Raw genomic sequence first — 25,822 nt, 5'->3', positions numbered from 1 at the left:
CCACCAAGGCGGCGAGCGCCAACTCCGGGCCGCTGACACAAGCTCCGCTCAGCCCCGCCGCCCCTGCGCCCCAACCGGTCGCACCCGTGTACCAGCAGGCCGACACCGCCGCCTCCACAGCACCGGCCGCTACCACCGGGCACAGCGCACCCCCCAGCAATGCGCCACCCCCAGCACCGGCCCCCGCACCGCCGGCCGGTGCCACGCCGATGCCGTTGGGCAACCCCTCCACCCCAGCACCGGCCGCACCCGTGCAGCCCGGCGGTGGGCCCATCGGCCCCGGCGTCGCACCCGCCTCCACCAACCAGGGCGGTGCCGCCGGACCAGCTGCGCCGGTGCCGATCTCGGCCGCCCGCGCCGAACGCGACGCCATCGCCGCAGCCTCCACGGCAGGGGCCATGCGGCGCAAGGGCACCAACCCGCGACAAGTCGCCCGCCACATCGGCGCCGCCCTCAACGTCGGCATCACCGACCCGAGCCTGGTCTGGATCACCGCTGTCACCAACGACGGCCGCATCCTGGCCGCCAACAACTACGGCCTGGCCTACATCCCCGAACACGTGCACCTGCCCGAGCAGGTCCACATGGTCACCGCCGACGAGGCCATCCCCGCTCAAACCCGCGGCACCTGGGCCACCTATCCCCTACTCGCGGTGCAGGAATGGGCCCGTCATCACGACATCACCCTCCAAGCCGTCTGCGGCACCGAGGAGAACCTCCGCGGGTTCGACCTCGGCACGGCCCGAGATGTGCTCACCCCCGAGGACCTGCCCGACAACGGAAAGATGCAGGGCCGCAACAGGCTAGAGGTCATCGCCCCCGAGGTGGCCACGAAACTCGCGGCCATCCCGGCCGCCGGCCTCACCGAGTTGCTGCCCCCGGCGCCCGCGGACAACACCCCACCGGCCAACAACAAGATCAATCTGCTGCTGGAAGTGTGCAAGCCGCTGTTGAGCGCCAACCCCGACCGCGCCGGCGCGCACCTCAAAGCGATGATCGCCTACGCCGACCATCTGCAAGAAGTGGCTCTGTTCCGCGCGCACAACGCGCAGGACCCCGAATTGCAACGGGCCGCGATCGCCGAATGGATCTACTGGCAACACATCAGCGTGCTCACCTCCGATGCACTGTCGGCGATGGTGAGCTGAGACCACCCACTGGCAATCTCAGTACTGCATTCCGCAGCCACATCGCCCCAGACAGCGCCGTAGCGGCCGAACTCAGAGGTTGATCGTCGGGTCCGTCTGCGCAGCCGCCCCGGACCCAGACGGGGCCGCTGGGGCTCGTTCGGCAGTCGCCTCACCCGACGCGGCGCCGTCAGGCTCCGGCGCCCGGTGCCGCCCACCGGGCTCGGATTCCTCAGAATCCTTGTCCCGCTCGTCCTTTGCACCGAACTGCTCCACCATCTGGCTGACCTGATCGCCGACCTGCTGTGCCCCCTGCATCGCGCTCTGCGGCAGCGATGCCGCCATACCCGCGGCCTGCGACGGGATCTGGGCCGCCTGCTGCGCCATCTGCATGGGCATGCCCATCATCGAGCCCATCTGCCCAGCGGCGCCCCCACCGGCGCTCGCCGCACTCGCCGCGCTCGCCGGGGCAACGGCCGCGGAGGAACCACTCGCGGGAGCAGCAGCGGCGGGCGCGCCACCACCACCGGCAGACCCGCCTGACCCAGAGCCGGAACCCAACGGGCGCACCGCCTCGTCGATCTTGCTCTTGAGGTGAGAATCGGTGCTGGCATACCGCCGGGCCGCCTCGATCACGGATTCCGCCGTCCCGATGGCGTTCTGCTTCATCGGCGGCAGACCCTCGATGATCGGGGTTTCGGCCTTCGGAATCTCCGTCGACAGCGCCTGCGACAACGCGTCAGACCCGGCGGGAACGGTGAACGGCTCCGGCGCATCCGGCAGCCCCTGGGCCGCGGTCAACAGCCGGTCCCCCGCCGCCTTGAGTAGTTCGGCGTCCACCTTCAAAGGTTCCAGCGTCATGAGGCCCCTCCCGCAGCACACTCCCCGGCAAAAACCCTACCGGAGCCCGCCACCAGCGGAACGCACCGAAATTCAGCCGGTGGTGGCCAGGTCCTGCCCCCGCATCCGCTGCGAGATCACCTGGGTGATGCCGTCGCCCTGCATGGTGACGCCGTACAGCGCATCGGCGATCTCCATCGTCGGCTTCTGGTGGGTGATGACGATCAGCTGCGACTTCTCCCGCAGCTGCTCGAAGAGCCCGAGCAGCCGGCGCAGGTTCACGTCATCGAGGGCAGCCTCGACCTCGTCCATGATGTAGAACGGCGACGGCCGGGCCCGGAAGATCGCCACCAGCATCGCGACCGCCGTCAGCGACTTCTCACCACCGGACAACAGGGACAGCCGCTTGACCTTCTTGCCCGGCGGCCGCGCCTCCACCTCGATTCCGGTGGTCAGCATGTCGTCGGGATTGGTCAGCAGCAGCCGGCCCTCACCGCCGGGGAACAGCGACGCGAACACCTGGGTGAACTCGCGCTCCACATCGGCATAGGCCTCGGTGAACACCGCCAGGATCCGCTCGTCGACGTCCTCGATGACATCCATCAAGTCCTTGCGCGCCGCCTTCACGTCCTCCAGCTGGGTGGACAGGAAGTTGTAGCGCTCCTCCAACGCCGCGAACTCCTCCAGCGCCAGCGGGTTGACCCGGCCGAGCTCCTTGAGCTCACGCTCGGCCTTCTTGGCCCGCCGTTCCTGGGTGTCGCGGTCATACGGCATCGGTGCGGGCGCGACGACCTGCTCGCCGCGCTCGCGGGCCTGCTCGTACTCGGCGATCTCCAGCTCGGTCGGCGGCAGCGGAATGTGGGGTCCGTACTCGGCGATCAGATCCCCGGCAGCCAAACCGAACTGCTCCAGGGCCTGCTGCTCCAGCTGCTCGATACGCAGCGCCGCTTGGGCTTTGGCGACCTCGTCGCGGTGCAGCGAATCGGTCAGCGCGGCGATCCGCGCCCCGAGTTCGTTGACCTCGGTGCGGGCCCGGTTCAACGATTCGGCACGCTGGGTGCGTTCGACAGCCAACCGGTCGCGGGTGTAGGCCGCCGAGGCGACCGCGGCGGCCAGCTTCGCGGCGACCATTCGACCCGCATCGACGACGGCGGCCGCCACGGTGGCGGCAAGCTCACGGGCCTCCCGGGCCCGGGCCGCCCGCAGCCGTGCCTCACGCTCGGCAGCAGCCGAGCGGCGCAGCGAATCCGCCCGTCCCCGAACCGCATTCGCGCGCTCCTCGGCGGTGCGCACCGCCAGCCGGGCCTCCACCTCGGTAGCCCGCGCGGTCTCGGCGGCCAGCGTGAACTCCTGGCGATCCTCGGTGTCGTCGACCTCGAACATGGGCGTCTGCTGCGCATTGTGCAGCCGGGTCTCCAGTTCGGTCAGTTCCTCCACTGCGGTGTTGCGGCCGGCCTCCAGCTCGACGCGCTGCTTGATCAGCCGCTGGTATTCGGCGTCGGCGTTGCGCGCCTCCTGGCCGAGCCGACCCAACTGCTCGTAGATCGACGAGATCGCCGCATCCGATTCGTTCAACGCAGCCAACGCCTGCTCGGCCGCGTCCTGGCGGGCCGCCTGCTCGGCCTTCGCGCCGGACAGGGCCGCGGTCAGTTCGCCGGCCTGACGTTCCACGCTCTCGAGTTCTGTTCGGGCCTTTTCGATTTCGGACGCGATCTCCAGCGTGGACACCTTGCGGTCCGAACCGCCGCTGACCCATCCCGCCCCGACCAGGTCACCTTCGGAGGTGGCCACCCGAAGGTGCGGGCGCTCGGCCACCAGATCGAGCGCGGCGACCAGATCCGAGACCACCGCCACCCCGGACAGCAGCGCGGTGACCGCGCCGCGCAGCCGCTCGGGCACCTCGACCAGATCGATGGCCCACTGCCCACCGGCCGGCAGCACCTCACCGTTGTGCGTCGAGGGCACCGGCCAGTCGCCGAGCAGCAGCGCCGCGCGTCCGCCGTCGGCTTCCTTCAACGCGGCGACCGCGGCCCGGGCGGCGCCGACGTTCTCGGCGGCCAGCGCATCGGCGGCCGGTCCGAGCACCGTCGCGACCGCCACCTCGTAGCCGGGACGGACCCGGACGAGTTTCGCGACCGAGCCGAAAAGCCCTGTCTCCCCGTGGTTGTCGATCAGCCAGGCGGCGCCGTCCTTGCGCTCCAAGCCCACCGAGAGCGCGTCGATACGCGCCTGCAGCGACACCGCCTGCTTCTCGGCGGCCCGCTCGGCGGCCTGCAGCTCGGCGACCCGCTCATCGGCCACCCGCAGCGCGGCCACCGAACGGTCGTGTTGATCGTCGAGGCCGGCCTCGCCCTCGTCGAGCTCACCGACCCGGGCCTGCACCGTCTCGAACTCGGCCTGTGCCTGCTGAACTCGTGCCGCGGACTCCTCGATGCGCGCCGACAACCGGGCCACCTCGTCATCGGTGGATTCCACCCGGATGCGCATGGTGTCGACCTGACCGGACAGCCGGGCCAGGCCCTCGCGGCGGTCGGCCTCGGCGCGGGCGGCCGCCCGGTGCGCCTGCTCGGCGTCGGCGGCGATGCGTTCGCGTTCGGCCAGCTCGGCGCGGGCGTACTCCAGGGTCTCCCGCGAGGCCTCCAGTTCGGCGAGCAGCTCCTGCTCCCGCGCGGCGACCTCGTCGGCCTCGGCTTCCAGCGCGTCCGGATCGCGACCGGAATCCACCTCGGGTTCGGCGTCGAGCAACTGGGTGCGGTCGGTGGCGATCCGCACGGTCGCGCTGACCCGCTCGGCCAGCGCGGACAACCGGAACCAGGACTGCTGGGCCGCCTCGGCACGCTCGGTCAGTTCGGCGACCGCGGACTCGTGCTCGGCCAGCTCGGCGGAGGCGAGCTCCAGCCGCGTCGTCACCTCGTCGTGCTCGCGACGCAGCATCGCCTCGGTCTGATTGGTGCTGTTGAACTCGGTCTGCCGGGCCAGCAGGTCGTCGGCGGCCAGCCGCAGCCGGGCGTCTCGCAGGTCGGCCTGGATGGTCTGGGCGCGGCGCGCCATCTCGGCCTGGCGGCCCAACGGCTTGAGCTGACGGCGCAGCTCGGTGGTCAGATCGGTGAGCCGGGCCAGGTTGGCCTGCATCGAGTCGAGCTTGCGGACCGCCTTCTCGCGCCGCTTGCGGTGCTTGAGCACCCCGGCGGCTTCCTCGATGTAGGCGCGGCGGTCCTCGGGCCGCGACTCCAGGATCTCGGCGAGCTTGCCCTGCCCGACGATGACGTGCATTTCCCGGCCGATACCGGAGTCGCTCAGCAGCTCCTGCACATCCATCAGGCGGCAGCTGCTGCCGTTGATCTCGTATTCCCCGGCGCCGTCGCGGAACATCCGCCGGGTGATCGACACCTCGGAGTACTCGATCGGCAGCGCATTGTCGGAGTTGTCGATGGTCAGCGTCACCTCGGCGCGCCCCAGCGGTGCCCGCGAGGAGGTGCCGGCGAAGATGACGTCCTCCATCTTGCCGCCGCGCAGCGTCTTGGCGCCCTGTTCACCCATCACCCAGGTCAGGGCGTCGACGACGTTGGATTTACCGGAGCCGTTCGGCCCGACGACGCAGGTGATGCCGGGTTCGAAACGCAGAGTCGTCGCCGCAGCGAAGGACTTGAAGCCCTTCAGCGTCAGACTCTTGAGATGCATGCCGAGTTACCCTACCGTCGCCGCCGTCAGCGTTCGCTGAAGCCGTCGATCGGATCGCCGGGTGCCAGCCAATCCGAGATCACCGAATCCACCGTTCCCGGCGTCTGACCGGATTTCAGCAGGTCCAACAGCCGCTCGCACGCCGGACGCGGACCCTGCGCGACGACGTGGACACGCCCGTCGGGCTTGTTCTGTGCATACCCGGTCAGCCCGAGCTCCAGCGCGCGCGATCGCGTCCACCAGCGGAAACCGACGCCCTGCACGTCCCCGTGCACCCAGGCGTTGAGTCGGATCACATCGTCGGCCATCTGTGCCTATTTCTCTTCGTGGGAACGCTCATCGACCTTCACCTCGAAGGTGACCTCGGTCCCGGATTTGAGGGTGCGCCCGACGGTGCAGACCTGGTCGATCGCGCGTTCGACGACCACCCGCAGCCGTTTCACCTCGTCCTCGGTCAGACCGGACAGATCGATCTCCAGGGTCTCGGCGAGCAGCGGGTAGCGCTCCTGCTCGCGGTCGGCCGGCCCGGACACCCGGATGGTGGCGGCGTAGTCATCCCCGAGACGGCGGCGCAACGGCGCGTCGCTACTCATACCGCTGCAGGCCGCCAGCGCGATCTTCATGAGCTCGCCCGGGGTGAACACGCCCTCGACGTCTTCGGACCCCACCAGCACCTCAGCGCCGCGCGTGCTCCGCCCGGTGTAGCGGCGCACGCCGGTCCGCTCGACCCACAGTTCTGTCATTCGGGCGAGTCTACGGAGGGCCCGCGGGGCCGGTTTCGCCACGCCCGGCAAAGCCCCAGCGCCGGTTGCATCCCGGGTTAGTGTTGAACTACACCAGCTGAGGAGCCGTCGCCGTGACCTATTACCCCCCGCAACAACCGGGCCCGCAGGGCCCTTGGGGTCCGGAGCCGGGTCCCGAACAGCAGCCCCCGACGTACGACTACCCGGCCTACGAAGCGCCGCCGGGGCAGCCCTACGGCCAGCCGCCCTACGGTGCCCAGCCTTACGGTTACGGCGCGGTACCGCCGGGCTATCCCTACCCCTATCCCCCACAACCGCCGAAGAAGAGCAACGCCAACTGGTGGATTCTCGGTGGCGTGGCCAGCGTGCTGGTCATCGCGGCGCTGGTGGTCGGCGGGATCTTCCTGTTCCGTTCCGGTGACGAAATCCTGGTCTCCACCGATGAAGCCGAGATCGCGCAACTGGTCGAGGACTTCGGCGCGGCCGGCAACGCCGGTGACTTCTCCGAGCTCGGCCGGTACTTCTGCGCCGCCGAGGCCGGAATGTTCAGTGCGCTGGGCGAACTCGGTCAGATCCTGCAGGGCATCGAGATGCCGGGTGTCCCGACCACCGAGGTGACCGCCAGTGACATCCAGATCAAGGGCGAGGTCGCCTCGGCTCGGATGAGCGACGCCGGGCCGTTCGACACCGCCTACTTCCGCAAGGAGGCCGGCGAGTGGAAGGTCTGCATGTCCGCGGCGGTGGAGTTCAGCCAGAAATAGCGGTCCGGCGGATCCGCGGGCGCGGTTGGCATTTCGGGCAGTAATACGACGAGCGGTTCATGAACTTCTCGCGTTGCATCACCGCACCGCAGCGCCGGCAGGCCTGATCGACGCGCCCGTAGGCCTCCAGCGACCGCTCGAAGTAGCCGGACTCCCCGTTGACGTTCACATACAACGAGTCGAAGGACGTCCCGCCCTGGCTCAGCGCGCCGGTCATCACCTCGGCCGCGGCGTCGAGCAGTTCGGCCAGTTGGCGCCGGGTCAGCGCCGAGGCCATCCGGGCCCCGTTGATCCTGGCCCGCCACAACGCCTCATCGGCGTAGATGTTGCCGATCCCGGACACCACGGTCTGGTCGAGAAGCTGCCGTTTGATCTCGGAATGCTTGCGCCGCAACACCGTTACCACGCCGTCGCGATCGAACGCGGGGTCCAGTGGATCCCGCGCGATGTGCGCGACGGGTTCGGGGACCTCGGTGCCGTCGATGGTGACCACATCGGTCAGCATCCAGCCGCCGAAGGTCCGCTGGTCGACGAAGTTCATCGTGACCCCGTTGTCGAGGGTGGTGGTGATGCGCAGATGCGACGGGTTGGGCACCGGCCCCAGCAGCATCTGCCCGCTCATCCCCAGGTGCACGACGAGCGCATCACCGCTGGCCAGGGTGAGCCACAGGTACTTACCGCGCCGGCCGGTGCCGGTGATCGTGTTGCCCCGCAGGCGAGCAACGAGATCGTTGGCGCCCGCCAGGTGCCGGCGCGCGGCGCGCGGGTGCAACACCTGCGCATCGGTGATGGTGCGGTCCAGGACGTGTGCGGCCAACCCCCGCCGCACGACCTCGACCTCAGGAAGTTCGGGCATCCCCGGTCTCGTCGCCGTCCGAGTCGCTGATGGCACTCCAAGCCGCCGCGGCCGCCTTGAGTTCCGCCTCTTTCTTGTTGCGCCCGATGCCGCGGCCGTATTCGCGCTCTGCCACGGTGACGACGGCGGTGAATTCCTTGTCGTGGTCCGGGCCCTGCGCGGTCACCGTGTACGTCGGCGGGCCCAGCCCCTTCGCGACGGACAGTTCCTGCAGGCTGCTCTTCCAGTCCAGGCCCGCACCCAAGGTCGGTGCGGTGTCGAGCAACTCGCTGAACAGCCGCAGAACGGCCTCCCGGGCCACCTCATTGCCCTTGGCCAGATAGATTGCGCCCAAGAGTGATTCGACACCATCGGCGAGGATGCTGGATTTGTCTGCGCCGCCGGAGCTCTCCTCACCCTTACCCAGCAGCAGGTGCTCGCCGAGCCCCAGCTTGCGTCCGACGTCGGCCAACGCCTGGGTGTTGACGATGCTGGCCCGCAGCTTGGCCAGATCGCCCTCCGGGCGGTCGGGATGCCGGTGGTAGAGCTCCTCGGTGATGGTCAGCCCGAGCACCGCGTCACCGAGGAACTCCAGGCGCTCGTTGGTGGGCAGCCCGCCGTTCTCGTAGGAGTAACTGCGGTGGGTCAGCGCGATGGTGAGCAGGTCCGCCGGCAGCACCACCCCCAGCGCGTCGAGCAACGACTCGTGGTCAGCCGTCACTGGTCTCGTCTCCGGCCTGCTCCCGCAGCGCAGCCAACTTCGCCCAGCGGGGATCGATCTTGTCGTGCGAGTGGTCCGGCTCGACGTCGGCGAGCGCGACACCGCAGTCCGGGCACAACCCGGCGCAGTCCGGCCGGCACAGCGGCGAGAACGGCAGCACCAGGCCGACGGCGTCCACGACGGACTGCTCGATGTCCACCCGGTCGTCGACGACGTGACCGACCTCATCCTCTTCGGTGGTCGCCTCGGTGACGCTGCCCGGGTAGGCGAACAGTTCGGTGATGTCGATGGACACATCGCCGGTCAGCGGTTCCAGGCAACGCACGCATTCCCCGGTGGTGGGCCCGGAGACGGTCCCGGTCACCAGTGCGCCTTCGGACACCGATTCGATGCGCAGGTCCAGCTCCAGCGGAGCGCCCGCCTCGATGCGGATCAGGTCCAGACCGATGCGCGACGGCGACGGCACCGTCTCGTGCACCTCGATCATCGAGCCCGGCCGACGACCCAGCCGCGAGATGTCGATCGCGAGGGGATTCTTGCCAGCCATGCCGCCGATCCTACTGCGATGGTGGTGGCGCACCGTTCGCACCCGATACTGGATCAGCGAGATTTTAAGTCGGCACCAGCCCCGTGGCCGGTGAGGTCGGTGGTCCGAGGGGGCGGGGTTGCCGGTGGCGGCCACCGATCTCGCGGGGGTCGATAATCGTGTTCGAAGTTAACTAGCTGCGTAAAGGATGATTCCGTGACTGTGAAGTTGCACTGGTTTCTGCCCACCTACGGCGACAGCCGCCTGATCGTCGGCGGTGGCCACGGCACCCCGGCCGGCGCGGCCGGCGGTGACCGCGAGGCCTCCATCGACTATCTGGCGTCGATCGTGCGCTCCGCCGAGCGGTTCGGGTTCACCGGTGCACTCATCCCCACCGGCGCCTGGTGTGAGGACGCGTTCGTCACCGCCGCGCTGCTGGCGCGCGAGACGACGTCGCTGGCGTTCCTGGTGGCCTTCCGCCCCGGTCTGATCAGCCCGACGCTGTCGGCCCAGATGGCGGCCACTTTCGCCCGTCACGCCCCCGGCCGCATCCTGCTCAACGTGGTCGTCGGCGGCGAGGCTCACGAACAGCGCGCCTTCGGCGATCACCTGGACAAGGACGCCCGCTACGCCCGCGCCGACGAGTTCCTCGAGGTGGTGCGCCGGCTGTGGGCCGGAGAGACGGTCAGCCTGGACGGTGAGTACATCAAGGTCGAGGAGGCCGCGCTGGCCGTGCCACCCAGCCCGGTGCCCCCGCTGTACTTCGGCGGGAGCTCGAAGGCCGCCGGCCCGGTCGCGGCGCGGCATTCCGATGTCTATCTCACCTGGGGTGAGCCGCCGGCCGCCGTCGCCGAGAAGATCGCCTGGATCCGCGAGGAGGCCGAGAAGGAGGGCCGCCAGCTGCGCTTCGGCATCCGCTTGCACACCATCTCCCGGGACACCTCCGAGGAGGCGTGGGCGCAGGCCGACAAGCTGATCGGCGCGCTCGACGAGGAGACCGTGGCGGCCGCCCAGGCCGGCCTGGCCCGCAGCCAGTCCGAGGGCCAGAAGCGGATGCTGGCGCTGCACGAGGCCAACCGCACCGCCGGAACCTGGTCGGACGCCCGCAGTCTGGAGATCTCACCGAACCTGTGGTCGGGCGTGGGCCTGGTCCGCGGTGGCGCGGGCACCGCCCTGGTGGGCAGCCACACCGAGGTCGCCGACCGCATCGCCGAGTACGCCGAGATCGGTATCGACGAGTTCATCTTCTCCGGCTACCCGCATCTGGAGGAACTGTTCTGGTTCGGTGAGGGCGTGGTGCCGATCCTGCGCGAGCGCGGCCTGTTCAACGCCGGCTCCTCCGAGCCGTCGAACGTGTCGATTCCGTTCGTCGGCGCGGCGCGCTGACCTGAGCGGAACCGCCGGATTGCGCCGGCGGTTCCGCTACAGCCCGGGTACGCGGGCGTAATCTCGCGGAAATCGACCAGTGGTTTCCTCACATCAGACGCAGTTTCATGTGAGAGATCATTCTGGAGGTTTCGTGACGAGCACGTCCGCGCCCGAATTTCTTGTGACATCCGGTTTTTGGCAGACCCTGCCGCAGATGCCCCTGGCGCAGTACCCGGGCACCGAAGGGTTCATCGACGACGTCTACGCCAACCCCGACGATGTGCCGATGTGTGCGGGTTACTTCGCGCTGCGGAATACCGATGCGCCGCTGGACTATTACTACGCCTACGACGAGATGAAGGTCGTCCTGCAAGGCGAGTTCCGGCTGGAGAACCCGGACACCGGTCAGGTACAGATCGCCCGGGCCAAGGACGCCATCTTCTTCCCCAAGGGTTCGCGGATCCTGTTCTCCACCCCGGACTACGCGCTGGCGTTCTACGTCGGCCACCGGTCGTTCGCCCCCTGATCACGCTGTCGGACAGCATGATCGAACGTTTCCGGGTGGCACCCGGTTCGGTCACCGCGCTGACGGTCTCCGGCGGTGACCGCTTCGAGGTGATCGACCGATTCGGCCGCCAACCCGCAGAACTGACGGTGCTCGCCGCCGACCCGCGCGCCGTCACCGGGTGGACCCCGGACGCGCCCGCCACCGTCCTGCGCAGCCTGGTGGCCGGACCCGACGAGATCGGCTACGCGGCCGGGCGCATCCTGACCCTGCTGTCGCGACACATCGATCAGGACCGGGCCAGGGCCCTCCGACTGTTCGGCGATGACTCCGCCGCCGGGGCCCGGTCGGGCTTCGGTGTCGACGCGGACGCCGTCGTCCTGGTCGCCGCGCCGGCATCCCGGATGGATCTGGCCGGCGCGGACCCCAACCCGCCGTCGGAGGTGATGGTGGAGGTGCACCGCGCGAAGCCGGCGCGCCCGGAGGCACGCGAGCTACCTGCACCACTGGCCGAACCGTTGTGGGACATGCGAATCGGATCGTCGACGGCATCGTCCTACGAAATCCGGGCCGGGCAGTTCATCCAGATCATCGATGTCGAAGGTCGACAGTGCTCGGACTTTCTGGCCTTCGATGCACGCGGGTTGGACGGTGGTCGCGAGTACGGTCTGGACCCCACCACCACCCGCACCATCGGAGGCGGCGCGTACCCGCAGCCCGGTCTGTCCGGCAAGTTCTTCGACAGTCGGGCCCAACCACTGGTCGAGGTGGTGCGCGACACCGTCGGCCGGCACGACACGTTCGCGTTGGCCTGCACCGCCAAGTACTACGCGGATCTCGGCTATCCGGGGCATGTCAACTGCACCGACAACTTCAACGCCACCCTGTCCCGGTTCGGCGTGGCCGCCCGGGCGGGCTGGCCGGCGCTGAATCTGTTCTACAACACCGCCTTCGACGCGGCACACCAGCTCACCTCCGATGAGCCGTGGTCACGGCCGGGCGACTACGTGATGCTGCGCGCGTGCACCGACCTGGTGTGCGCATCGTCGGCCTGTCCGGACGATATAGACCCCGCCAACGGCTGGATGCCCACCGACATCCACGTGCGCGTCTACGACTCCACCAGGAGGTTCTCTGTGGCGGTGGGACACCGGCTGACGCCGGACTCCGAACCCGTACTGACCAAGCCCACCGCGTTCGCCGACCGCACCGGTGCGCTGACGTCCACCTTCACCGAGTATCACGGCTACTGGCTGCCGAACAGTTTCGACGGGTACGGACCGCAACACGAGTACTGGGCATGCCGCGAACGGGTCGCGGTGATGGACCTGTCGGCGCTGCGCAAGTTCGAGGTGCTGGGGCCCGACGCGGAAACCCTGCTGCAGGCCACCCTGACCCGCGATATCCGCCGGCTGTCCCGCGGTCAGGTGGTGTACTCGGCGATGTGTACCGAGACCGGCGGAGTGATCGACGACTGCACGGTATTGCGTCTGGGCGATAACAACTTCCGATTCATCGGCGGGGATCCCCACGACGGGATCTGGTTGCGCACCCAGGCCGAGAAGCTGGGCCTGCAACAGGTGTGGATCAAGGACTCCACCGATCAGATGCACAACATCGCCGTGCAGGGTCCGGCCAGCCGCGACCTGCTCGCCGGACTGATCTGGACACCACCGACCCAGCCCACGCTACGGGATCTGGGCTGGTTCCGGTTTCTGATCGGAAGGTTGGGCGGCCCCGATGGGCCTCCGTTGTTGGTATCGCGCACCGGGTACACCGGCGAACTCGGCTACGAACTGTGGGTGCACCCCGACGACGGCGGGACGCTGTGGGATGCGGTGTGGACCGCCGGAGCCCCACACGGAATCGCACCGCTCGGGCTGGAGGCACTCGAATTGCTGCGAGTGGAATCCGGCCTGATCGCCGCGGGACACGAATTCGACGATCAGACCGACCCGTTCGAGGCGGGCATCGGGTTCGCCGTCCCCCTGAAGACCAAGACCGACGACTTCATCGGCCGGGCGGCGTTGACCGAACGTAAGGCGCACCCGCAGCGGGTACTGGTCGGCCTGCGCCTGGACGGTAACGAGACCGCCGGCCACGGCGACTGTGTGCACATCGGTCGCGCCCAGGTCGGCGTGGTCACCAGCGGGGTGCGGTCCCCGATTCTGGGCGCCGGTATCGCGTTGTGCCGGATGGCGGTACAGCACGCCGAGCCCGGCACCCGGGTGGAGATCGGCAAGCTCGACGGCCACCGCAAGCGGATTCCGGCCACCGTCACGACATTCCCGTTCTACGACCCCGAAAAGTCCCGGCCCCGGGCTTGACCCACTCGAACACCAAGGAGGAAACATGTCCCGGACCGCCGTGATCGGTGCCGGCCCCTGCGGCCTGGCACAGCTGCACGCGTTCGAACAGGCCCGCCTCGACGGCATCGACGTCGGCGAGGTGGTCTGCTTCGAGAAGCAGAGCGACTGGGGCGGGTTGTGGAACTACACATGGCGCACCGGCCTCGATGCGCACGGAGATCCGGTGCACGGCAGCATGTACCGCTACCTGTGGTCGAACGGGCCCAAGGAATGCCTGGAGTTCGCCGACTACAGCTTCGACGAACATTTCGGCGGCCCGATCCCGTCCTTCCCGCCCCGCGAGGTGCTCTACGACTACATCGTCGGGCGGGCCAAGAAGAGCAATGTGCGCCAGTTCATCCGGTTCGACACCGCGGTCCGCGATGTCACCTACGACGGCCGGTCATTCGCCGTCACGGTGGAGTCCTGGGAGACCGGCCCCGGTGTGCTGCGCACCGAGATTTTCGACCACGTCATCGTCGCAACCGGGCACTTCTCGACGCCGTACGTGCCCGAATACCCTGGCTTCGAGTCCTTCCCGGGCCGCATCCTGCATTCGCACGACTTCCGGGACGCGGTCGAATTCGCCGGGAAGAACCTGTTGATCCTGGGCAGCAGCTACTCCGCGGAGGATATCGCGCTGCAGTCGCTCAAGTACGGCGCCGAGTCCATCACCATCGCCTACCGCACCGCGCCGATGGGTTTCGGCTGGCCCGACGGCATCACCGAAGTGCCTGCGCTGCAACATCTCGACGGCCGCACCGCACACTTCGCCGACGGCAGCACCCGCGAGGTCGACGCCATCATCCTGTGCACGGGCTACCAGCACCACTTTCCGTTCATCGACCCCGAACTGCGGCTGCAGACCACCAACAACCTCTACCCGCCGGGCCTGTACAAGGGCGTGGTGTGGACCGCCAATCCCAAGCTGCTGTACCTGGGCATGCAGGATCAGTACTACACCTTCAACATGTTCGACGCGCAGGCGTTCGTCGCCCGCGATGTGGTGCTGGGCCGGCTGCCGCTGCCCGAGGCCGACGCGATGGCTGCCGACGTCGCCGGGTGGCTGGCCAAATACGCGGCGGTCGACAGCGTCATGGAGCAGATCGATTTCCAGACCGACTATGTGCGCGAACTCATATCGCTGACCGACTATGCGGAATTCGATATCGAGCTGGTCCGTGCGCATTTCGTCACCTGGGAGCACGACAAGGACGAGAGCATCACCGGTTACCGCGACAAGTCCTTCACCTCGCCGTGCACCGGGACGGTCGGACCGGTGCCGAGTTCGACGTGGTGGGACGAGCTCGATGACAGCTTGGCCCGGTTCCTGAAGCGTTGAATGTCAGAATCGTGCTGAGTTGAACCCGTGACAAGCCCGGACGGTTCGGGCATTCTCCCGAGGTGACTCCATCTCCAACCCCGCACCTCCGTTCCGTGACCTCCGATTTTCCGTCGGCCGCCACCCGAATCGCCGACGTCGAGCAGGCACTGACCGTCGCGGCCGAACTGTCCGCCGTCTTCGCGGCCGGGTCCAGCGCCCGCGATGCCGATCGCGATCTGCCGCGTGAGCAGGTGCAGGCACTGAAGGAGTCCGGGCTGCTGGCCCTTTCGGTACCCGTCGAGCACGGCGGCATCGATGCGCCGGCGACGGTGCTGGCCGAGGTGTTCCGGTTGATCGCGCACGGCGACCCGTCGCTGGGCCAGATCCCCCATTCGCATTTCACCTTCCTGGAGGCGCTGCGGCTCCAGGCCACCCCCGAGCAGCAGGCGTTCTTCTACGACAAGGTGTTGGGCGGCGCGTTGTTCGCCAACGCCCAGTCCGAGCGTGGACCACACCCGATCGACGTGGACACCACCACCCTGGTGCGCACCGAGACCGGCGACTACGTGCTCGAGGGCCGCAAGTTCTACTCCACCGGCGCGCTGTTCGCCGACTGGATCGTGGTGCGCGCCTCGCTGCCCGATCATCCCGACGAGACGCCGACCTCCTCGACGCCCAAGGCGCTGGCCTACCTCTCGGCCGACACCGAGGGTGTGGCGGTCGTCGACGACTGGGACGGCATGGGGCAGCGCACCACCGCCTCGGGCACCGTCACGCTGGACGCGGTGCGGGTGCCTGCCGCCCAGGTGGTGGGCTTCACCCCGATCTTCAAGCAGCCCACGGTGTATGGCGCGCGGGCGCAGCTGCTGCACGCCGCGCTCGATGTGGGTATCGCGACCGCCGCGCTGGACGAAGGGGTTCGCCAGGCGGCCAAGGCCCGTCCGCATTTCGAGGCGGCGGTGGACTCCTCGGCGGAAGACCCGACGGTGATCAACCTGGCCGGCGAGCTCACCGTGACGGTGCGCGGCGCGCAGGCCCTGCTGGTCGAGGCGGGCCGCGCCGTCGATGCCGCACAGGCCGATCTGGACGCCGACAGCACGGCCCAGGCGTCGATCGCGGTAGCGGTGGCCAAGGTGGCCGCGACCCGGGCCTGCCTGGAGGCGTCGAGCACGCTGTTCGAACTGGGTGGGACGCGCAGCGCCTCCGGTACGGCGAACCTGTCCCGGTACTGGCGTGACGCCCGCACCCACACCCTGCACGATCCGACCCGCTGGAAGCTGCAGCACATCGGGCGCTACACGCTGTCCGGGACACAGCCGCCGCGGCACGGCCAGATCTGACGGCCACGCCCAGATACGCGAAATGGTCGCCAACCCTGCGGGGCTGGCGACCATTTCGCGTAATTCGGTGGCTTACCGGGTCGCGTAGTCGTGCGTGCCGGCCGCGGTGCGCAGCTGGTGGCGGCCCCGGCTCACCGAACGCAGGGTGCCGTTGAGGTAGTCCTCGAACTCGGCGAGCTTGCTGTCGACGTAGATGTCGCACTCGCCGCGCAGCCGGTCGGCCTCGGCGTGCGCGGTGTCGACCAGGCGGGTGGCCTCGGCGGTCGCCGTCTGCACGATCTCGGTCTGCGACACCAGGCGCTGCTGCTCCTTGATGCCCTCCTGGACGGCCTTCTCGTAGGAGATGTTGCCGTTCTCGATGAGGCGATCGGCCTCGGACTTGGCCCGTCCGGTGGCGGCCTCGTACTCACGCTTGGCGGTCGCGGCGATGCGGCCGGCTTCCTCACGGGCCTCGGCGACCATCCGCTCGCTGTGCGCCCGGGCCTCGGCGACCATCCGGTCGGCCTGGGACTTCGCGTCGGCGAGCAGCCGGTCGGCTTCCCCGCGGGCGTGGTTCACCATGGAATCGGCCTCGGCCGAGGCGGTGGCCACCATGGACTGGGAATGGTCCTTGGCCTCGTTGAGCATCGCATCGCGGGCGTCCAGGACGTCCTGGGCGTCGTCGAGCTCGCCGGGGATGGCGTCCTTGATGTCGTCGAGCAACTCCAGCACGTCACCGCGCGGCACCATGCAGCCGGCGGTCATCGGCACGCCACGGGCTTCTTCCACGATTGCGCTCAGTTCGTCCAGCGCCTCGAACACTCGGTACACGGCAACACCCTCCAGGCGTAGTTGTTAGTGACCAGTGTGCCTGGTGTTACTCGTGTGACTGGTGTTTTACGCCCCGGTGTGTCGCAGATCAGCGCCCGAGCTTCTCCTTGAGCCGGGCGTTCACCGGCTCGGGCAGCAGGTCGCTGACGTCGCCGCCGAGCTGGGCGACCTCCTTGGCCAATGAGGACGACACGAACGAGTACTGCGGTGTGGTCGCCACGAAGAACGTGTCGACGCCGGCGACGTGCTTGTTCATCTGCGCCATCTGCAGCTCGTACTCGAAGTCGGTGCCGCTGCGCAGGCCCTTGACGATCGCCGTCAGCCCGCGCTCCTTGACGAAATCGACCACCAGCCCGGACCCGGACTCCACCCGCAGATTCGGCAGATGCGTCGTCGAGGCACGGATCAGTTCGATGCGCTCCTCGGAACTGAACATCCCCTTCTTGTTCGGGTTCACCAGCACGGCGACGACGACCTCGTCGAACTGGGCGGCGGCCCGCTCGAAGATGTCGACATGACCAAGGGTGACCGGATCGAACGAACCAGGACATACGGCGCCACTCATGGACCGAGACGCTACGCGATGACGCCGAACTCCAGTCGGGTGTCACCGTAGCGGCGCTCGTCGTCGGCCTCCCAGCCCGGCGGCCAGGCCAGCGCCGGGCCGCCGGCCGGCCGCTCGATCACCGCGAGCGCACCCGGGCGCACCCAGCCGTGCGCGAGGAGCGCGGCCAGCACCGCCTCGACGGCTGCGGCCTTCACCTCGTACGGCGGGTCGGCAAACACCAGATCGACCGGACGGGTCGGGTTGCCCTGCACCACTTTCTCGACCGGGCCGCGGCGCACCACCGCGCCCTTGGCGCCGAGCGCGGCGATATTGGCCTCGATCACCCCGGCGGCGCGGCGATCCGATTCCACCAGCAGCACCGAAGACGCCCCCCGCGACAACGCCTCCAGGCCGAGCGCACCCGATCCGGCGTACAGGTCGAGCACCGCGATCCCGCCGAAGTCCAGCCGCGCGGCCAGCACGTTGAACAACGATTCCCGGACCCGGTCGGTGGTGGGACGGGTTCCACTGGCGGGCACCGAGATTCGACGCCCGCCGTACGCGCCGGCGATGATCCGAGTCAGGCTGATCCCCCGGTCGCTTCGCTTTCCCCCGCACGCGGGAGGTGCCCCGAGCCCGCCGTACCCACGACCACGAGCAGGTCCCCGCCCTCGACCTGGGCGGTGCCGGTGACGGCGATGCGGGCGACGGTGCCGGCCTTGGGCGCGGTGATGGCGGCCTCCATCTTCATCGCCTCGATGGTCGCAATGGTCTGGCCCGCCTCGACCTTGTCCCCGGGGGCGACCCCGACGGTGACCACCCCGGCGAACGGGGCCGCGACGTGATCGGGGTTGGTCTTGTCGGCCTTCTCGGCGGCCGCGACGTCACTGGCGATGCTGCGGTCGCGCACCAGCACCGGGCGCAGTTGCCCGTTGAGGATGCACAGCACGGTGCGCATCCCGCGCTCGTCGGCCTCGGAGACCGCCTCCAGACCGATCAGCAGTTCCACCCCGCGCTCGAGCAGCACGCGGTGTTCCTCGCCCTGGCGCAGACCGTAGAAGAACTGGTTGGCGCTGAGCATCGAGGTGTCGCCGTACTGATCGCGGTGTGCCTCGAACTCCTTGGTGGGGCCCGGAAACAGCAACCGGTTGAGTACCGCTTGCCGTTTGGTGCCCGGCTGGGCCAGCGCCGCCTCGTCCTCGGCGGACAGCTCCACCTCGGGTTTGGCCGGCCCGCGGCCTTCAAGTGCCTTGGTGCGCAACGGTTCCGGCCAGCCACCGGCCGGATCCCCCAATTCGCCACGCAGGAAACCGATCACGCTCTCGGGGATGTCGAAGTGAGCCGGGTCGGCGGCGAACTCGCTCGCGTCCGCGCCGGCACCCACCAGGGCCAGCGCCAGATCGCCGACGACCTTGCTCGACGGGGTGACCTTGACCAGGCGCCCCAGCACCCGGTCCGCACCGGCGTAGGCGTTCTCCACTTCCTCGAAACGGTCGCCGAGCCCCAGCGCCACGGCCTGGGTGCGCAGATTGGACAGCTGCCCGCCCGGGATCTCGTGGGTGTAGACCCGCCCGGTCGGGGCCGGCAATCCCGCCTCGAACGGTGCGTACACCTTGCGCAGCGCCTCCCAGTAGGGCTCCAGATCGCACACCGCGGAAAGGTCCAGACCGGTGTCGAACTCGGTGTGCGCGGTCGCCGCGACGATCGCCGACAACGCCGGCTGGCTGGTGGTGCCGGCCAACGGCGAGGAGGCCCCGTCCACCGCGGACGCCCCGGCGGTCCAGGCCGCCAGATAGGTGGCCAGCTGCCCGCCCGGGGTGTCGTGGGTGTGCACATGGATCGGCAGATCGAAGCGTGCACGCAGCGCGCCGACGAGTTTGGTGGCGGCCTGCGGGCGCAGCAGCCCAGCCATGTCCTTGATGGCCAGCACATGCGCACCGGCAGCCACGATCTGCTCGGCCAACCGCAGGTAGTAGTCCAGGGTGTAGAGATCCTCGGCCGGATTCGACAGATCCCCGGTGTAGGACATCGCCACCTCGGCCACCGCGGTCCCGGTGTCACGCACCGCGTCGATCGCGGGGCGCATCGACTCCACATTGTTCAGCGCGTCGAAGATCCGGAAGATGTCCACCCCGGTCGCGGTCGCCTCGTCCACGAACGCCTTGGTGACCGATTCCGGGTACGGGGTGTAGCCCACCGTGTTACGGCCCCGCAACAGCATCTGCAGACAGATGTTGGGTATCGCCTCGCGCAGCGCGGCCAGGCGCTCCCACGGGTCTTCCTTCAAGAACCGCAGCGCCACATCGTAGGTCGCCCCACCCCAGCACTCCACCGACAACAACTGCGGGGTCATCCGGGCGATGTGCGGAGCCACCAGTAGCAGACCGTTGGTCCGTACCCGGGTGGCCAACAGCGACTGGTGGGCATCCCGGAACGTGGTATCGGTGACCCCGAGCGCAGGCGAATCACGCAGCCACGCAGCAAAACCCGCCGGGCCGAGTTCTTCGAGTTTCTGCTTGGAGCCCGAGGGCGGTGCGGTCCGCAGGTCCAGCGGGGGCAACTTGTCGTGCGGGTAGACCGTCGAGGTGCGTTCCCCGTGCGGCTTGTTGACGGTCACCTCGGCCAGGTAGTTCAGGATCTTGGTGCCCCGGTCGGCCGGGGTGCGCGCGGTCAGCAACTGCGGACGCTCATCGATGAACGACGTCGTCACCCGCCCGGCCCGGAAATCCGGGTCATCGATCACCGCGAGCAGGAACGGGATGTTCGTCGATACCCCGCGCACCCGGAACTCGGCCAACGCGCGCCGGGCCCGCGCCGCGGCCATCCCGAAATCCCGCCCCCGGCACGTCAACTTCACCAGCATCGAGTCGAAGTGCGCGCTGATCTCCGCCCCGGTGTGAGTACCGCCGTCCAGCCGGATACCCGCCCCACCCGGGGACCGGTAGCCGGTGATCCGCCCGGTGTCGGGGCGGAAACCATTGGCCGGGTCCTCGGTGGTGATCCGGCACTGCATCGCCGCACCCCGGATGTGGATCGAATCCTGGGCCAGCCCCAGATCCTCCAGCGTCTCCCCCGCCGCGATCCGCAGCTGGCTGGACACCAGATCCACATCGGTGATCTCCTCGGTCACCGTGTGCTCCACCTGAATCCGCGGATTGCACTCGATGAACACGTGATGGCCACGCTCATCGAGCAGGAACTCGATCGTGCCCGCACAGAAATAATCGATATGCCGGGCCAGGGCGACCGCGTCCGCGCAGATCTTCTCCTGCACCGCAGGATCCAGATTCGGCGCCGGCGCCAACTCGATCACCTTCTGATGGCGCCGCTGCAGACTGCAGTCCCGCTCGAACAGATGGATCACATTGCCCGCACCGTCGGCCAGGATCTGCACCTCGATATGGCGCGGGTTGATCACCGCCTGCTCCAGGTAGACGCGTCCGTCACCGAAGGCCGACTCCGCCTCACGCGAGGCGGCCTCGATGGCCTCGGCCAACCCGGAAGCCTCCGCGACCCGGCGCATCCCGCGGCCCCCGCCCCCGGACACCGCCTTCACGAACAGCGGGAACTGCATCGACTTCGAGACCTCGACGAGTTCCTCCACCGAGGCCGAAGGCTGCGAGGACGCCAACACCGGCAACCCGGCCTCCCGGGCCGCCGCGATCGCGCGCGCCTTGTTCCCGGTCAGCTCCAACACCTCCGCCGACGGCCCCACGAACGTGATGCCCTCCGCGGCACACGCCGCAGCCAACTCCGGGTTCTCCGACAGGAAGCCATAACCCGGGTACACCGCATCCGCACCGGCATGCTTGGCCACCCGGATGATCTCGTCCACCGACAGATACGCCCGAACCGGATGCCCGGACTCACCGATCTGATACGACTCATCGGCCTTGAGCCGATGCAACGAATTGCGATCCTCGAACGGATACACCGCCACCGTGGAGATGTTCATCTCGGTCGCCGCACGGAACGCACGGATCGCGATCTCGCCGCGATTGGCCACCAAGAGCTTCGAAATCATCGAACTCGTCTCCTTCATGTTCGGATTACGATGGCCCCGGCCTTCGCTCCGTCACCCCCCTGAGGAAGCGGTGGTATGAGGATACTGACCTGCGGATAACTCACCGAGCCGCAGCCCCCGGGTGTGAAGTCCGGGAAACATCCCGGCCATCGACGAACTACAGCAACGTCGACCAGTAATTCCAGAAACGAACCAGGATCATCAGCAACACCGCGGTGAACCACAGCGCCACCAGCGACCAGCGCCACTGGTACAGCGCGCCCGCCACCCCGGTGGCGGTGTCGGCACGCAGGGCGATCGACGCGGCGATCACCAACAGCGGAATGGTCACCACCCAGACCACCATGCAGTAGGGGCACAGCGCCCCGATCCGATAGAGGCTCTGGAAGATCAGCCAGTGCACGAACACGGTGCCCAGCGCGGTGCCGATCGCCAACCCCGCCCAGTACCAGCGGGGCAGGCTCACCCGCGCGACGGCGAGCACCCCGGTCACCAGCACCACGGTGAAACCGACGATGCCGATCAAGGAGTTGGGGAAGCCGAATACCGAGGCCTGCGGGGTGATCATCACCGATCCGCAGGACAGCACCGGGTTCAGGCTGCACGAAGGGATGTAACTCGGATCGATGAGGATCTCGATCTTCTCGACGGTCAGCGCCGCGGCGGCGGCCAGCCCCAGCACCCCGGCGATCAGCACACCGATCGCACTGGAACGGCGCACACCGCTGCGTCCGGCCGAGGTGTCGGTCGAATCGAGATCGGTGGCGACGGTCACGATGTTTCGGGCATCCCGGGTACGTCGCCGACGATCTCCTTGACCTTGCCGACCAGGGCCTCCGGAGTGCTGTACTGGTAGTCCTCGCCGTTGATGCGCACGGTCGGCGTGGCGTTGATCTCGGTGGCCTTGGCCATGCCGCCCGCCATCTCCACGTAACGGCCCTTGTCGATGCACTCGGGCACCTTGCCCCCGGCACCGGCCTGGCGCGCCGTCTCGATGAGCTGAGCGTTGGTCGGGTAGATGCCGCCCGTCTCGCTGGGCTGCTGGGCGTACAGCGCGCCGTGGAAGCGGCGGAACGCCTCGACCGATTCATCCGCCACGCAGTAGGCGGCACCGCTGGCCCGCGACGAGTAGTTCTGGTTCCCGGCGCTGTTCAGGATCCCGACCATGTAGTAGTCGACCGCGATCGCTCCGCCGTCGATGAGTTTGTTGATGGTCGGGCCGAAGGCCTTCTCGAAGGCGCCGCAGTGCGGGCAGAGCGGGTCCTCGTAGACGGACAGGACAACCTTGGGCTCGATACCGTCGTCCTTCTTGACGACATCGCTCGACTCGACGCGAACCGCGCGGGCCTCGCCGGCCTCCGGCCGGGTCTCGCCCGAGAGCACGATGTAGAGCACGAGTGCGACCGCGAACAGCACCACGATCGAGGTGAGCCCGATCTGGACGAGGAGGTTGCGCTTGCGGTCGGCGGCCTTCAAGTCGTATTTGGCCTGCTTCTTCGGTTTGTTCGCCACGGGTGCAGCCTACCGGCTGAGATGAGCACGCAGCGCCGAGGTCAGGTCGGTGAGCGCCACCTCACTGCCCCCGCCGAGCGGGAAGAAGTTGACGAAACCGTGTGTGAGTGACCCGTACTCCCGCGCGTCCACCGGCACGCCCGCGGCCGCCAGTGCGGCGGCGTAGGCCCGGCCCTCGTCGCGCAGCGGGTCGAACCCCGCGGTCAGCACCAGGGCCGGTGACAGTCCCGACAGATCGTCGGCGAGCAGCGGCGCCACCCTCGGATCACTGCTGGTGACGGCCGCGTCCTGCAGGTAGTGCCGGTCGAACCACTCGACGTCGGCCTTGGTGAGGAAGAAGCCGTCGGCGAACAGGTTCTTGGAGACGGTCTCCCCGGCCATATCGGTCACCGGGTAGATGAGCAGTTGCAGTGCCGGCAGCGGCGCGCCGGTGTCGCGGGCGGTCAGGGTGACCACCGCGGCGAGGTTTCCGCCGGCGCTGTCCCCGCCGACGGCCACCCGTTGCGGATCGGCGCCCAACTCGTCGGCGTGCTGCACCGCCCAGAGGTAGGCGGCCATGCTGTCCTCGGCGGCGGCGGGCGCCTTGTACTCGGGCGCGAGCCGATAGTCGACCGACAGCACGTGCACGCCGGAGTCGTGGCAGATCCGCCGGCACAGCGCGTCGTGGGTATTGATACCGCCGAGGACAAAACCACCACCGTGAAGGAAAACCAGCAGCGGCGCGCCCGAGTCGGCACGGTAGTGCCGCACCGGCAACTCCCCCGCCGGGCCGGGGATCGTGAAGTCACGCACCGGGACGACGATCGGGGTGCCGAAGGCGCCGGCCACCGCGCCGAGCTGCTTGCGGGAGACGGCGACGTCGTCGCTGGCGACGAGCCCGCCGACCCCCGAGGCCCGCTGTGCGGTGAGCATCAGCTGCAGCGTGGTGTCCAGGGTGTTGCCGTCGATGGTGACCGAACGACGGCCCAGCATCACCCGCTTCACGGGGTCCGGAATCCGTGCCATCAGCGGCAGCGAAAATCGGCTGGCGACTGCCGCCATCTTGAGGCGCGCCGGGCTCGGCTGCCGCCGGGCTGGCAGACTTTGAGTCATGACTGGCCTTTCGAATCCCACGCTGTCGCTGAACGACGGTAATTCCATTCCCACGGTCGGGTTGGGAGTCTGGCAGACCGCGCCCGAGGAGACCCGGCAGGCCGTCGAAGCCGCGTTGTCGACGGGCTACCGGCACATCGACACCGCGGCCGCCTACCGCAACGAACGCGAGGTCGGGCAGGCGCTCAAGAGCGCGGCCGACAACGGTGTCCCCCGCGAGGACGTGTTCCTGGTCACCAAGCTGTGGAACTCCGAGCACGGATACGACAAGGCCCTCAGGGCGTTCGACGACAGCGTCAAACGCCTGGACGTCGATTACGTCGATCTCTACCTGATCCACTGGCCGATGCCCGAGGTGAACGCGTTCGTCGAGACCTTCAAGGCTTTCGCGACCCTGCGTGACGAGGGCCGGGTTCGGTCCATCGGCGTCAGCAACTTCGCGCCCGAGCATCTGCGGACCCTGATCGACGGCACCGGGATCGTGCCCGCGGTGAACCAGGTCGAACTGCATCCGCGGTTCCCGCAGCAGGAATTGCGCGAGGTGCACGCCGAGCTGGGCATTGCGACCGAGGCCTGGAGCCCGCTCGGCCAGGGCGCCCTGCTGAGCGAACCCGCCGTGGTGGCGGTGGCCGAGGCCCATGGTAAAACGCCAGCCCAGGTGCTGATTAGGTGGCATCTTCAGCTGGGTAATATCGTCATCCCGAAGTCGGTGCACCCCGACCGGATCGCGAGTAACTTCGACGTGTTTGATTTCGAACTCAACGAACAGGACATCGCGTCCATCGCCACGCTCGACAACGGCACCCGCCTGGGTCCCGATCCACGGACATTCAATTTCACAGGTTAGGCAGAACATGACATCGGCAGCTGCGGCGCCACGCATCAGCTTGAGCGACGAGAACACCATCCCGACACTCGGTATCGGAGTGGGTGAGCTTTCCGACACCGAGGCCGAGCGCGCGGTCGCGGCGGCGCTGGAGATCGGCGTCCGCCTCATCGACACCGCGGCCGCCTACGGCAACGAGGCGGGCGTCGGCCGCGCCATCGCCGCATCGGGCGTGCCGCGCTCCGAGATCTTCCTGACCACCAAGCTGGCCACGCCGGACCAGGGCTTCCAGGCCTCCCAGGACGCCGCGAAGGCCAGCCTGGAGCGGCTCGGCCAGGAGTACGTCGACCTGTATCTCATCCACTGGCCCGGCGGCGACACCGGCAAATACGTCGACAGCTGGGGCGGCCTGATGCGCATCCAGGGTGACGGGCTGACCAAGTCGATCGGCGTTGCGAACTTCACGTCCGAGGACCTGGCCACCATCATCGACCTGTCCTATGTGGTGCCGACGGTCAACCAGATCGAACTGCACCCGCAGCTGGTGCAGACCGAGCTGCGCGCCGAGCACGCGGAGCGCGGCATCGTGACCGAGGCGTACAGCCCGCTCGGCGTCGGCAAGCTGCTCGAGAACCCGACGGTGACCGCGGTGGCCGCCGAGTACGGCAAGACGCCGGCCCAGGTGCTGATCCGCTGGAACCTGCAGCAGGGCAATGTGGTGATCCCGCGCTCGAAGTCGCCCGAACGCATCGCCGAGAACTTCGACGTGTTCGGCTTCGAGCTGGCCGCCGAGCATCTGGCCGCGTTGACCGCGCTCGATGACGGCACCCGCTACCGCCCGGACCCCACCACCTACACCGGGACCTAGGTCGCAGACCACGATTTCGGCGCG

23 protein-coding genes are annotated in these 25,822 nt (G+C 68.5%); 9 read left to right on the top strand and 14 right to left on the bottom strand.

The window, feature by feature from the left end:
• Nucleotides 1-209: 209 nt before the first annotated feature.
• Complete coding sequence (locus K0O62_RS10970; protein ID WP_073856021.1) at nucleotides 210-1,148, top strand: EspK C-terminal domain-containing protein; 939 nt, start codon at nucleotides 210-212, stop codon at nucleotides 1,146-1,148.
• 72 nt (nucleotides 1,149-1,220) lie between these two features.
• On the opposite strand, the gene K0O62_RS10965 is transcribed toward K0O62_RS10970, so the two are convergent.
• The 4 genes from K0O62_RS10965 to K0O62_RS10950 form a co-directional block, all read right to left on the bottom strand.
• Nucleotides 1,221-1,988 (bottom strand): hypothetical protein, encoded by a 768-nt coding sequence (locus K0O62_RS10965; protein ID WP_073856205.1) that lies wholly within the window; start codon nucleotides 1,986-1,988, stop codon nucleotides 1,221-1,223.
• A 72-nt stretch (nucleotides 1,989-2,060) separates the two neighbouring features.
• A complete protein-coding gene (gene smc / locus K0O62_RS10960) occupies nucleotides 2,061-5,648 on the bottom strand; it encodes a chromosome segregation protein SMC (RefSeq protein ID WP_073856020.1) in 3,588 nt (1,195 codons plus the stop codon).
• Between the two features lie 26 nt (nucleotides 5,649-5,674).
• Nucleotides 5,675-5,956 carry an acylphosphatase gene (locus tag K0O62_RS10955; protein ID WP_073856019.1) on the bottom strand — a complete coding sequence of 94 codons (282 nt, stop codon included), beginning with the start codon at nucleotides 5,954-5,956 and terminating at the stop codon, nucleotides 5,675-5,677.
• Nucleotides 5,957-5,962: 6 nt separating this feature from the next.
• The gene (locus K0O62_RS10950; protein WP_073856018.1) at nucleotides 5,963-6,391 is read right to left on the bottom strand and encodes an OsmC family protein; all 429 of its coding nucleotides are present in this window, start codon (nucleotides 6,389-6,391) and stop codon (nucleotides 5,963-5,965) included.
• Between the two features lie 113 nt (nucleotides 6,392-6,504).
• Between K0O62_RS10950 and K0O62_RS10945 the strand changes: the two genes are divergently transcribed.
• Nucleotides 6,505-7,152 (top strand): Rv0361 family membrane protein, encoded by a 648-nt coding sequence (locus K0O62_RS10945; RefSeq protein ID WP_073856017.1) that lies wholly within the window; start codon nucleotides 6,505-6,507, stop codon nucleotides 7,150-7,152.
• On the opposite strand, the gene mutM is transcribed toward K0O62_RS10945, so the two are convergent.
• From mutM to K0O62_RS10930, 3 genes are read right to left on the bottom strand one after another with little or no spacing between them, the layout of a single operon-like run.
• Complete coding sequence (mutM, locus tag K0O62_RS10940) at nucleotides 7,139-8,008, bottom strand: bifunctional DNA-formamidopyrimidine glycosylase/DNA-(apurinic or apyrimidinic site) lyase (protein WP_073856016.1); 870 nt, start codon at nucleotides 8,006-8,008, stop codon at nucleotides 7,139-7,141. The genes K0O62_RS10945 and mutM overlap by 14 nt on opposite strands.
• The gene (rnc, locus tag K0O62_RS10935; protein WP_073856015.1) at nucleotides 7,992-8,708 is read right to left on the bottom strand and encodes a ribonuclease III; all 717 of its coding nucleotides are present in this window, start codon (nucleotides 8,706-8,708) and stop codon (nucleotides 7,992-7,994) included. The genes mutM and rnc overlap by 17 nt, the downstream gene beginning before the upstream one ends.
• Nucleotides 8,698-9,255: a YceD family protein gene (locus tag K0O62_RS10930; RefSeq protein WP_073856014.1), complete on the bottom strand. Its 558-nt coding sequence runs from the start codon at nucleotides 9,253-9,255 to the stop codon at nucleotides 8,698-8,700. The genes rnc and K0O62_RS10930 overlap by 11 nt, the downstream gene beginning before the upstream one ends.
• A gap of 195 nt (nucleotides 9,256-9,450) precedes the next feature.
• Here K0O62_RS10930 and K0O62_RS10925 point away from each other — a divergent pair, with 195 nt between their 5' ends.
• The 5 genes from K0O62_RS10925 to K0O62_RS10905 all read left to right on the top strand — a co-directional run bounded on the left by K0O62_RS10925 (nucleotide 9,451) and on the right by K0O62_RS10905 (nucleotide 16,119).
• Nucleotides 9,451-10,620: an LLM class flavin-dependent oxidoreductase gene (locus K0O62_RS10925; RefSeq protein ID WP_073856013.1), complete on the top strand. Its 1,170-nt coding sequence runs from the start codon at nucleotides 9,451-9,453 to the stop codon at nucleotides 10,618-10,620.
• Between the two features lie 133 nt (nucleotides 10,621-10,753).
• Nucleotides 10,754-11,128, top strand: coding sequence for a cupin domain-containing protein (locus K0O62_RS10920; protein WP_073856012.1), 375 nt, complete (start codon nucleotides 10,754-10,756; stop codon nucleotides 11,126-11,128).
• Nucleotides 11,129-11,145: 17 nt separating this feature from the next.
• Nucleotides 11,146-13,434, top strand: a complete 2,289-nt coding sequence (locus tag K0O62_RS10915) for a trimethylamine N-oxide demethylase (protein WP_073856011.1) — start codon at nucleotides 11,146-11,148, stop codon at nucleotides 13,432-13,434.
• A 25-nt stretch (nucleotides 13,435-13,459) separates the two neighbouring features.
• The gene (locus tag K0O62_RS10910) at nucleotides 13,460-14,797 is read left to right on the top strand and encodes a trimethylamine monooxygenase (RefSeq protein WP_073856010.1); all 1,338 of its coding nucleotides are present in this window, start codon (nucleotides 13,460-13,462) and stop codon (nucleotides 14,795-14,797) included.
• A 95-nt stretch (nucleotides 14,798-14,892) separates the two neighbouring features.
• Nucleotides 14,893-16,119 (top strand): SfnB family sulfur acquisition oxidoreductase, encoded by a 1,227-nt coding sequence (locus K0O62_RS10905; protein WP_073856009.1) that lies wholly within the window; start codon nucleotides 14,893-14,895, stop codon nucleotides 16,117-16,119.
• Nucleotides 16,120-16,191: 72 nt separating this feature from the next.
• On the opposite strand, the gene sepIVA is transcribed toward K0O62_RS10905, so the two are convergent.
• From sepIVA to K0O62_RS10870, 7 genes are all read right to left on the bottom strand, one after another.
• Nucleotides 16,192-16,929 (bottom strand): cell division protein SepIVA, encoded by a 738-nt coding sequence (gene sepIVA, locus K0O62_RS10900; RefSeq protein ID WP_073856008.1) that lies wholly within the window; start codon nucleotides 16,927-16,929, stop codon nucleotides 16,192-16,194.
• A gap of 88 nt (nucleotides 16,930-17,017) precedes the next feature.
• Complete coding sequence (gene coaD / locus K0O62_RS10895; RefSeq protein ID WP_073856007.1) at nucleotides 17,018-17,494, bottom strand: pantetheine-phosphate adenylyltransferase; 477 nt, start codon at nucleotides 17,492-17,494, stop codon at nucleotides 17,018-17,020.
• Between the two features lie 11 nt (nucleotides 17,495-17,505).
• A complete protein-coding gene (gene rsmD, locus K0O62_RS10890) occupies nucleotides 17,506-18,060 on the bottom strand; it encodes a 16S rRNA (guanine(966)-N(2))-methyltransferase RsmD (RefSeq protein WP_073856006.1) in 555 nt (184 codons plus the stop codon).
• Nucleotides 18,057-21,500, bottom strand: coding sequence for a pyruvate carboxylase (locus tag K0O62_RS10885; protein WP_073856204.1), 3,444 nt, complete (start codon nucleotides 21,498-21,500; stop codon nucleotides 18,057-18,059). The genes rsmD and K0O62_RS10885 overlap by 4 nt, the downstream gene beginning before the upstream one ends.
• Nucleotides 21,501-21,657: 157 nt before the next feature.
• Nucleotides 21,658-22,275: a vitamin K epoxide reductase family protein gene (locus K0O62_RS10880; protein WP_079244402.1), complete on the bottom strand. Its 618-nt coding sequence runs from the start codon at nucleotides 22,273-22,275 to the stop codon at nucleotides 21,658-21,660.
• Entirely contained in the window at nucleotides 22,272-23,012 is a 741-nt protein-coding gene (locus tag K0O62_RS10875) for a DsbA family protein (protein ID WP_073856005.1), read from the bottom strand. The genes K0O62_RS10880 and K0O62_RS10875 overlap by 4 nt, the downstream gene beginning before the upstream one ends.
• A gap of 9 nt (nucleotides 23,013-23,021) precedes the next feature.
• Complete coding sequence (locus tag K0O62_RS10870; protein ID WP_073856004.1) at nucleotides 23,022-24,104, bottom strand: alpha/beta hydrolase; 1,083 nt, start codon at nucleotides 24,102-24,104, stop codon at nucleotides 23,022-23,024.
• Between K0O62_RS10870 and K0O62_RS10865 the strand changes: the two genes are divergently transcribed.
• Both K0O62_RS10865 and K0O62_RS10860 read left to right on the top strand, forming a co-directional pair.
• Nucleotides 24,103-24,951, top strand: coding sequence for an aldo/keto reductase (locus K0O62_RS10865; RefSeq protein WP_073856003.1), 849 nt, complete (start codon nucleotides 24,103-24,105; stop codon nucleotides 24,949-24,951). The genes K0O62_RS10870 and K0O62_RS10865 overlap by 2 nt on opposite strands.
• 7 nt (nucleotides 24,952-24,958) lie before the next feature.
• A complete protein-coding gene (locus K0O62_RS10860) occupies nucleotides 24,959-25,798 on the top strand; it encodes an aldo/keto reductase (protein WP_073856002.1) in 840 nt (279 codons plus the stop codon).
• The last annotated feature ends 24 nt before the right edge of the window (nucleotides 25,799-25,822 follow it).

Origin of the sequence: Mycolicibacterium diernhoferi (genome assembly GCF_019456655.1) — a bacterium.
GTDB classification, from domain to species: Bacteria; Actinomycetota; Actinomycetes; order Mycobacteriales; family Mycobacteriaceae; genus Mycobacterium; species Mycobacterium diernhoferi.
The sequence above is the reverse complement of the archived record's forward strand: the minus strand, read 5'-3'. Positions and strand labels throughout refer to the sequence as shown.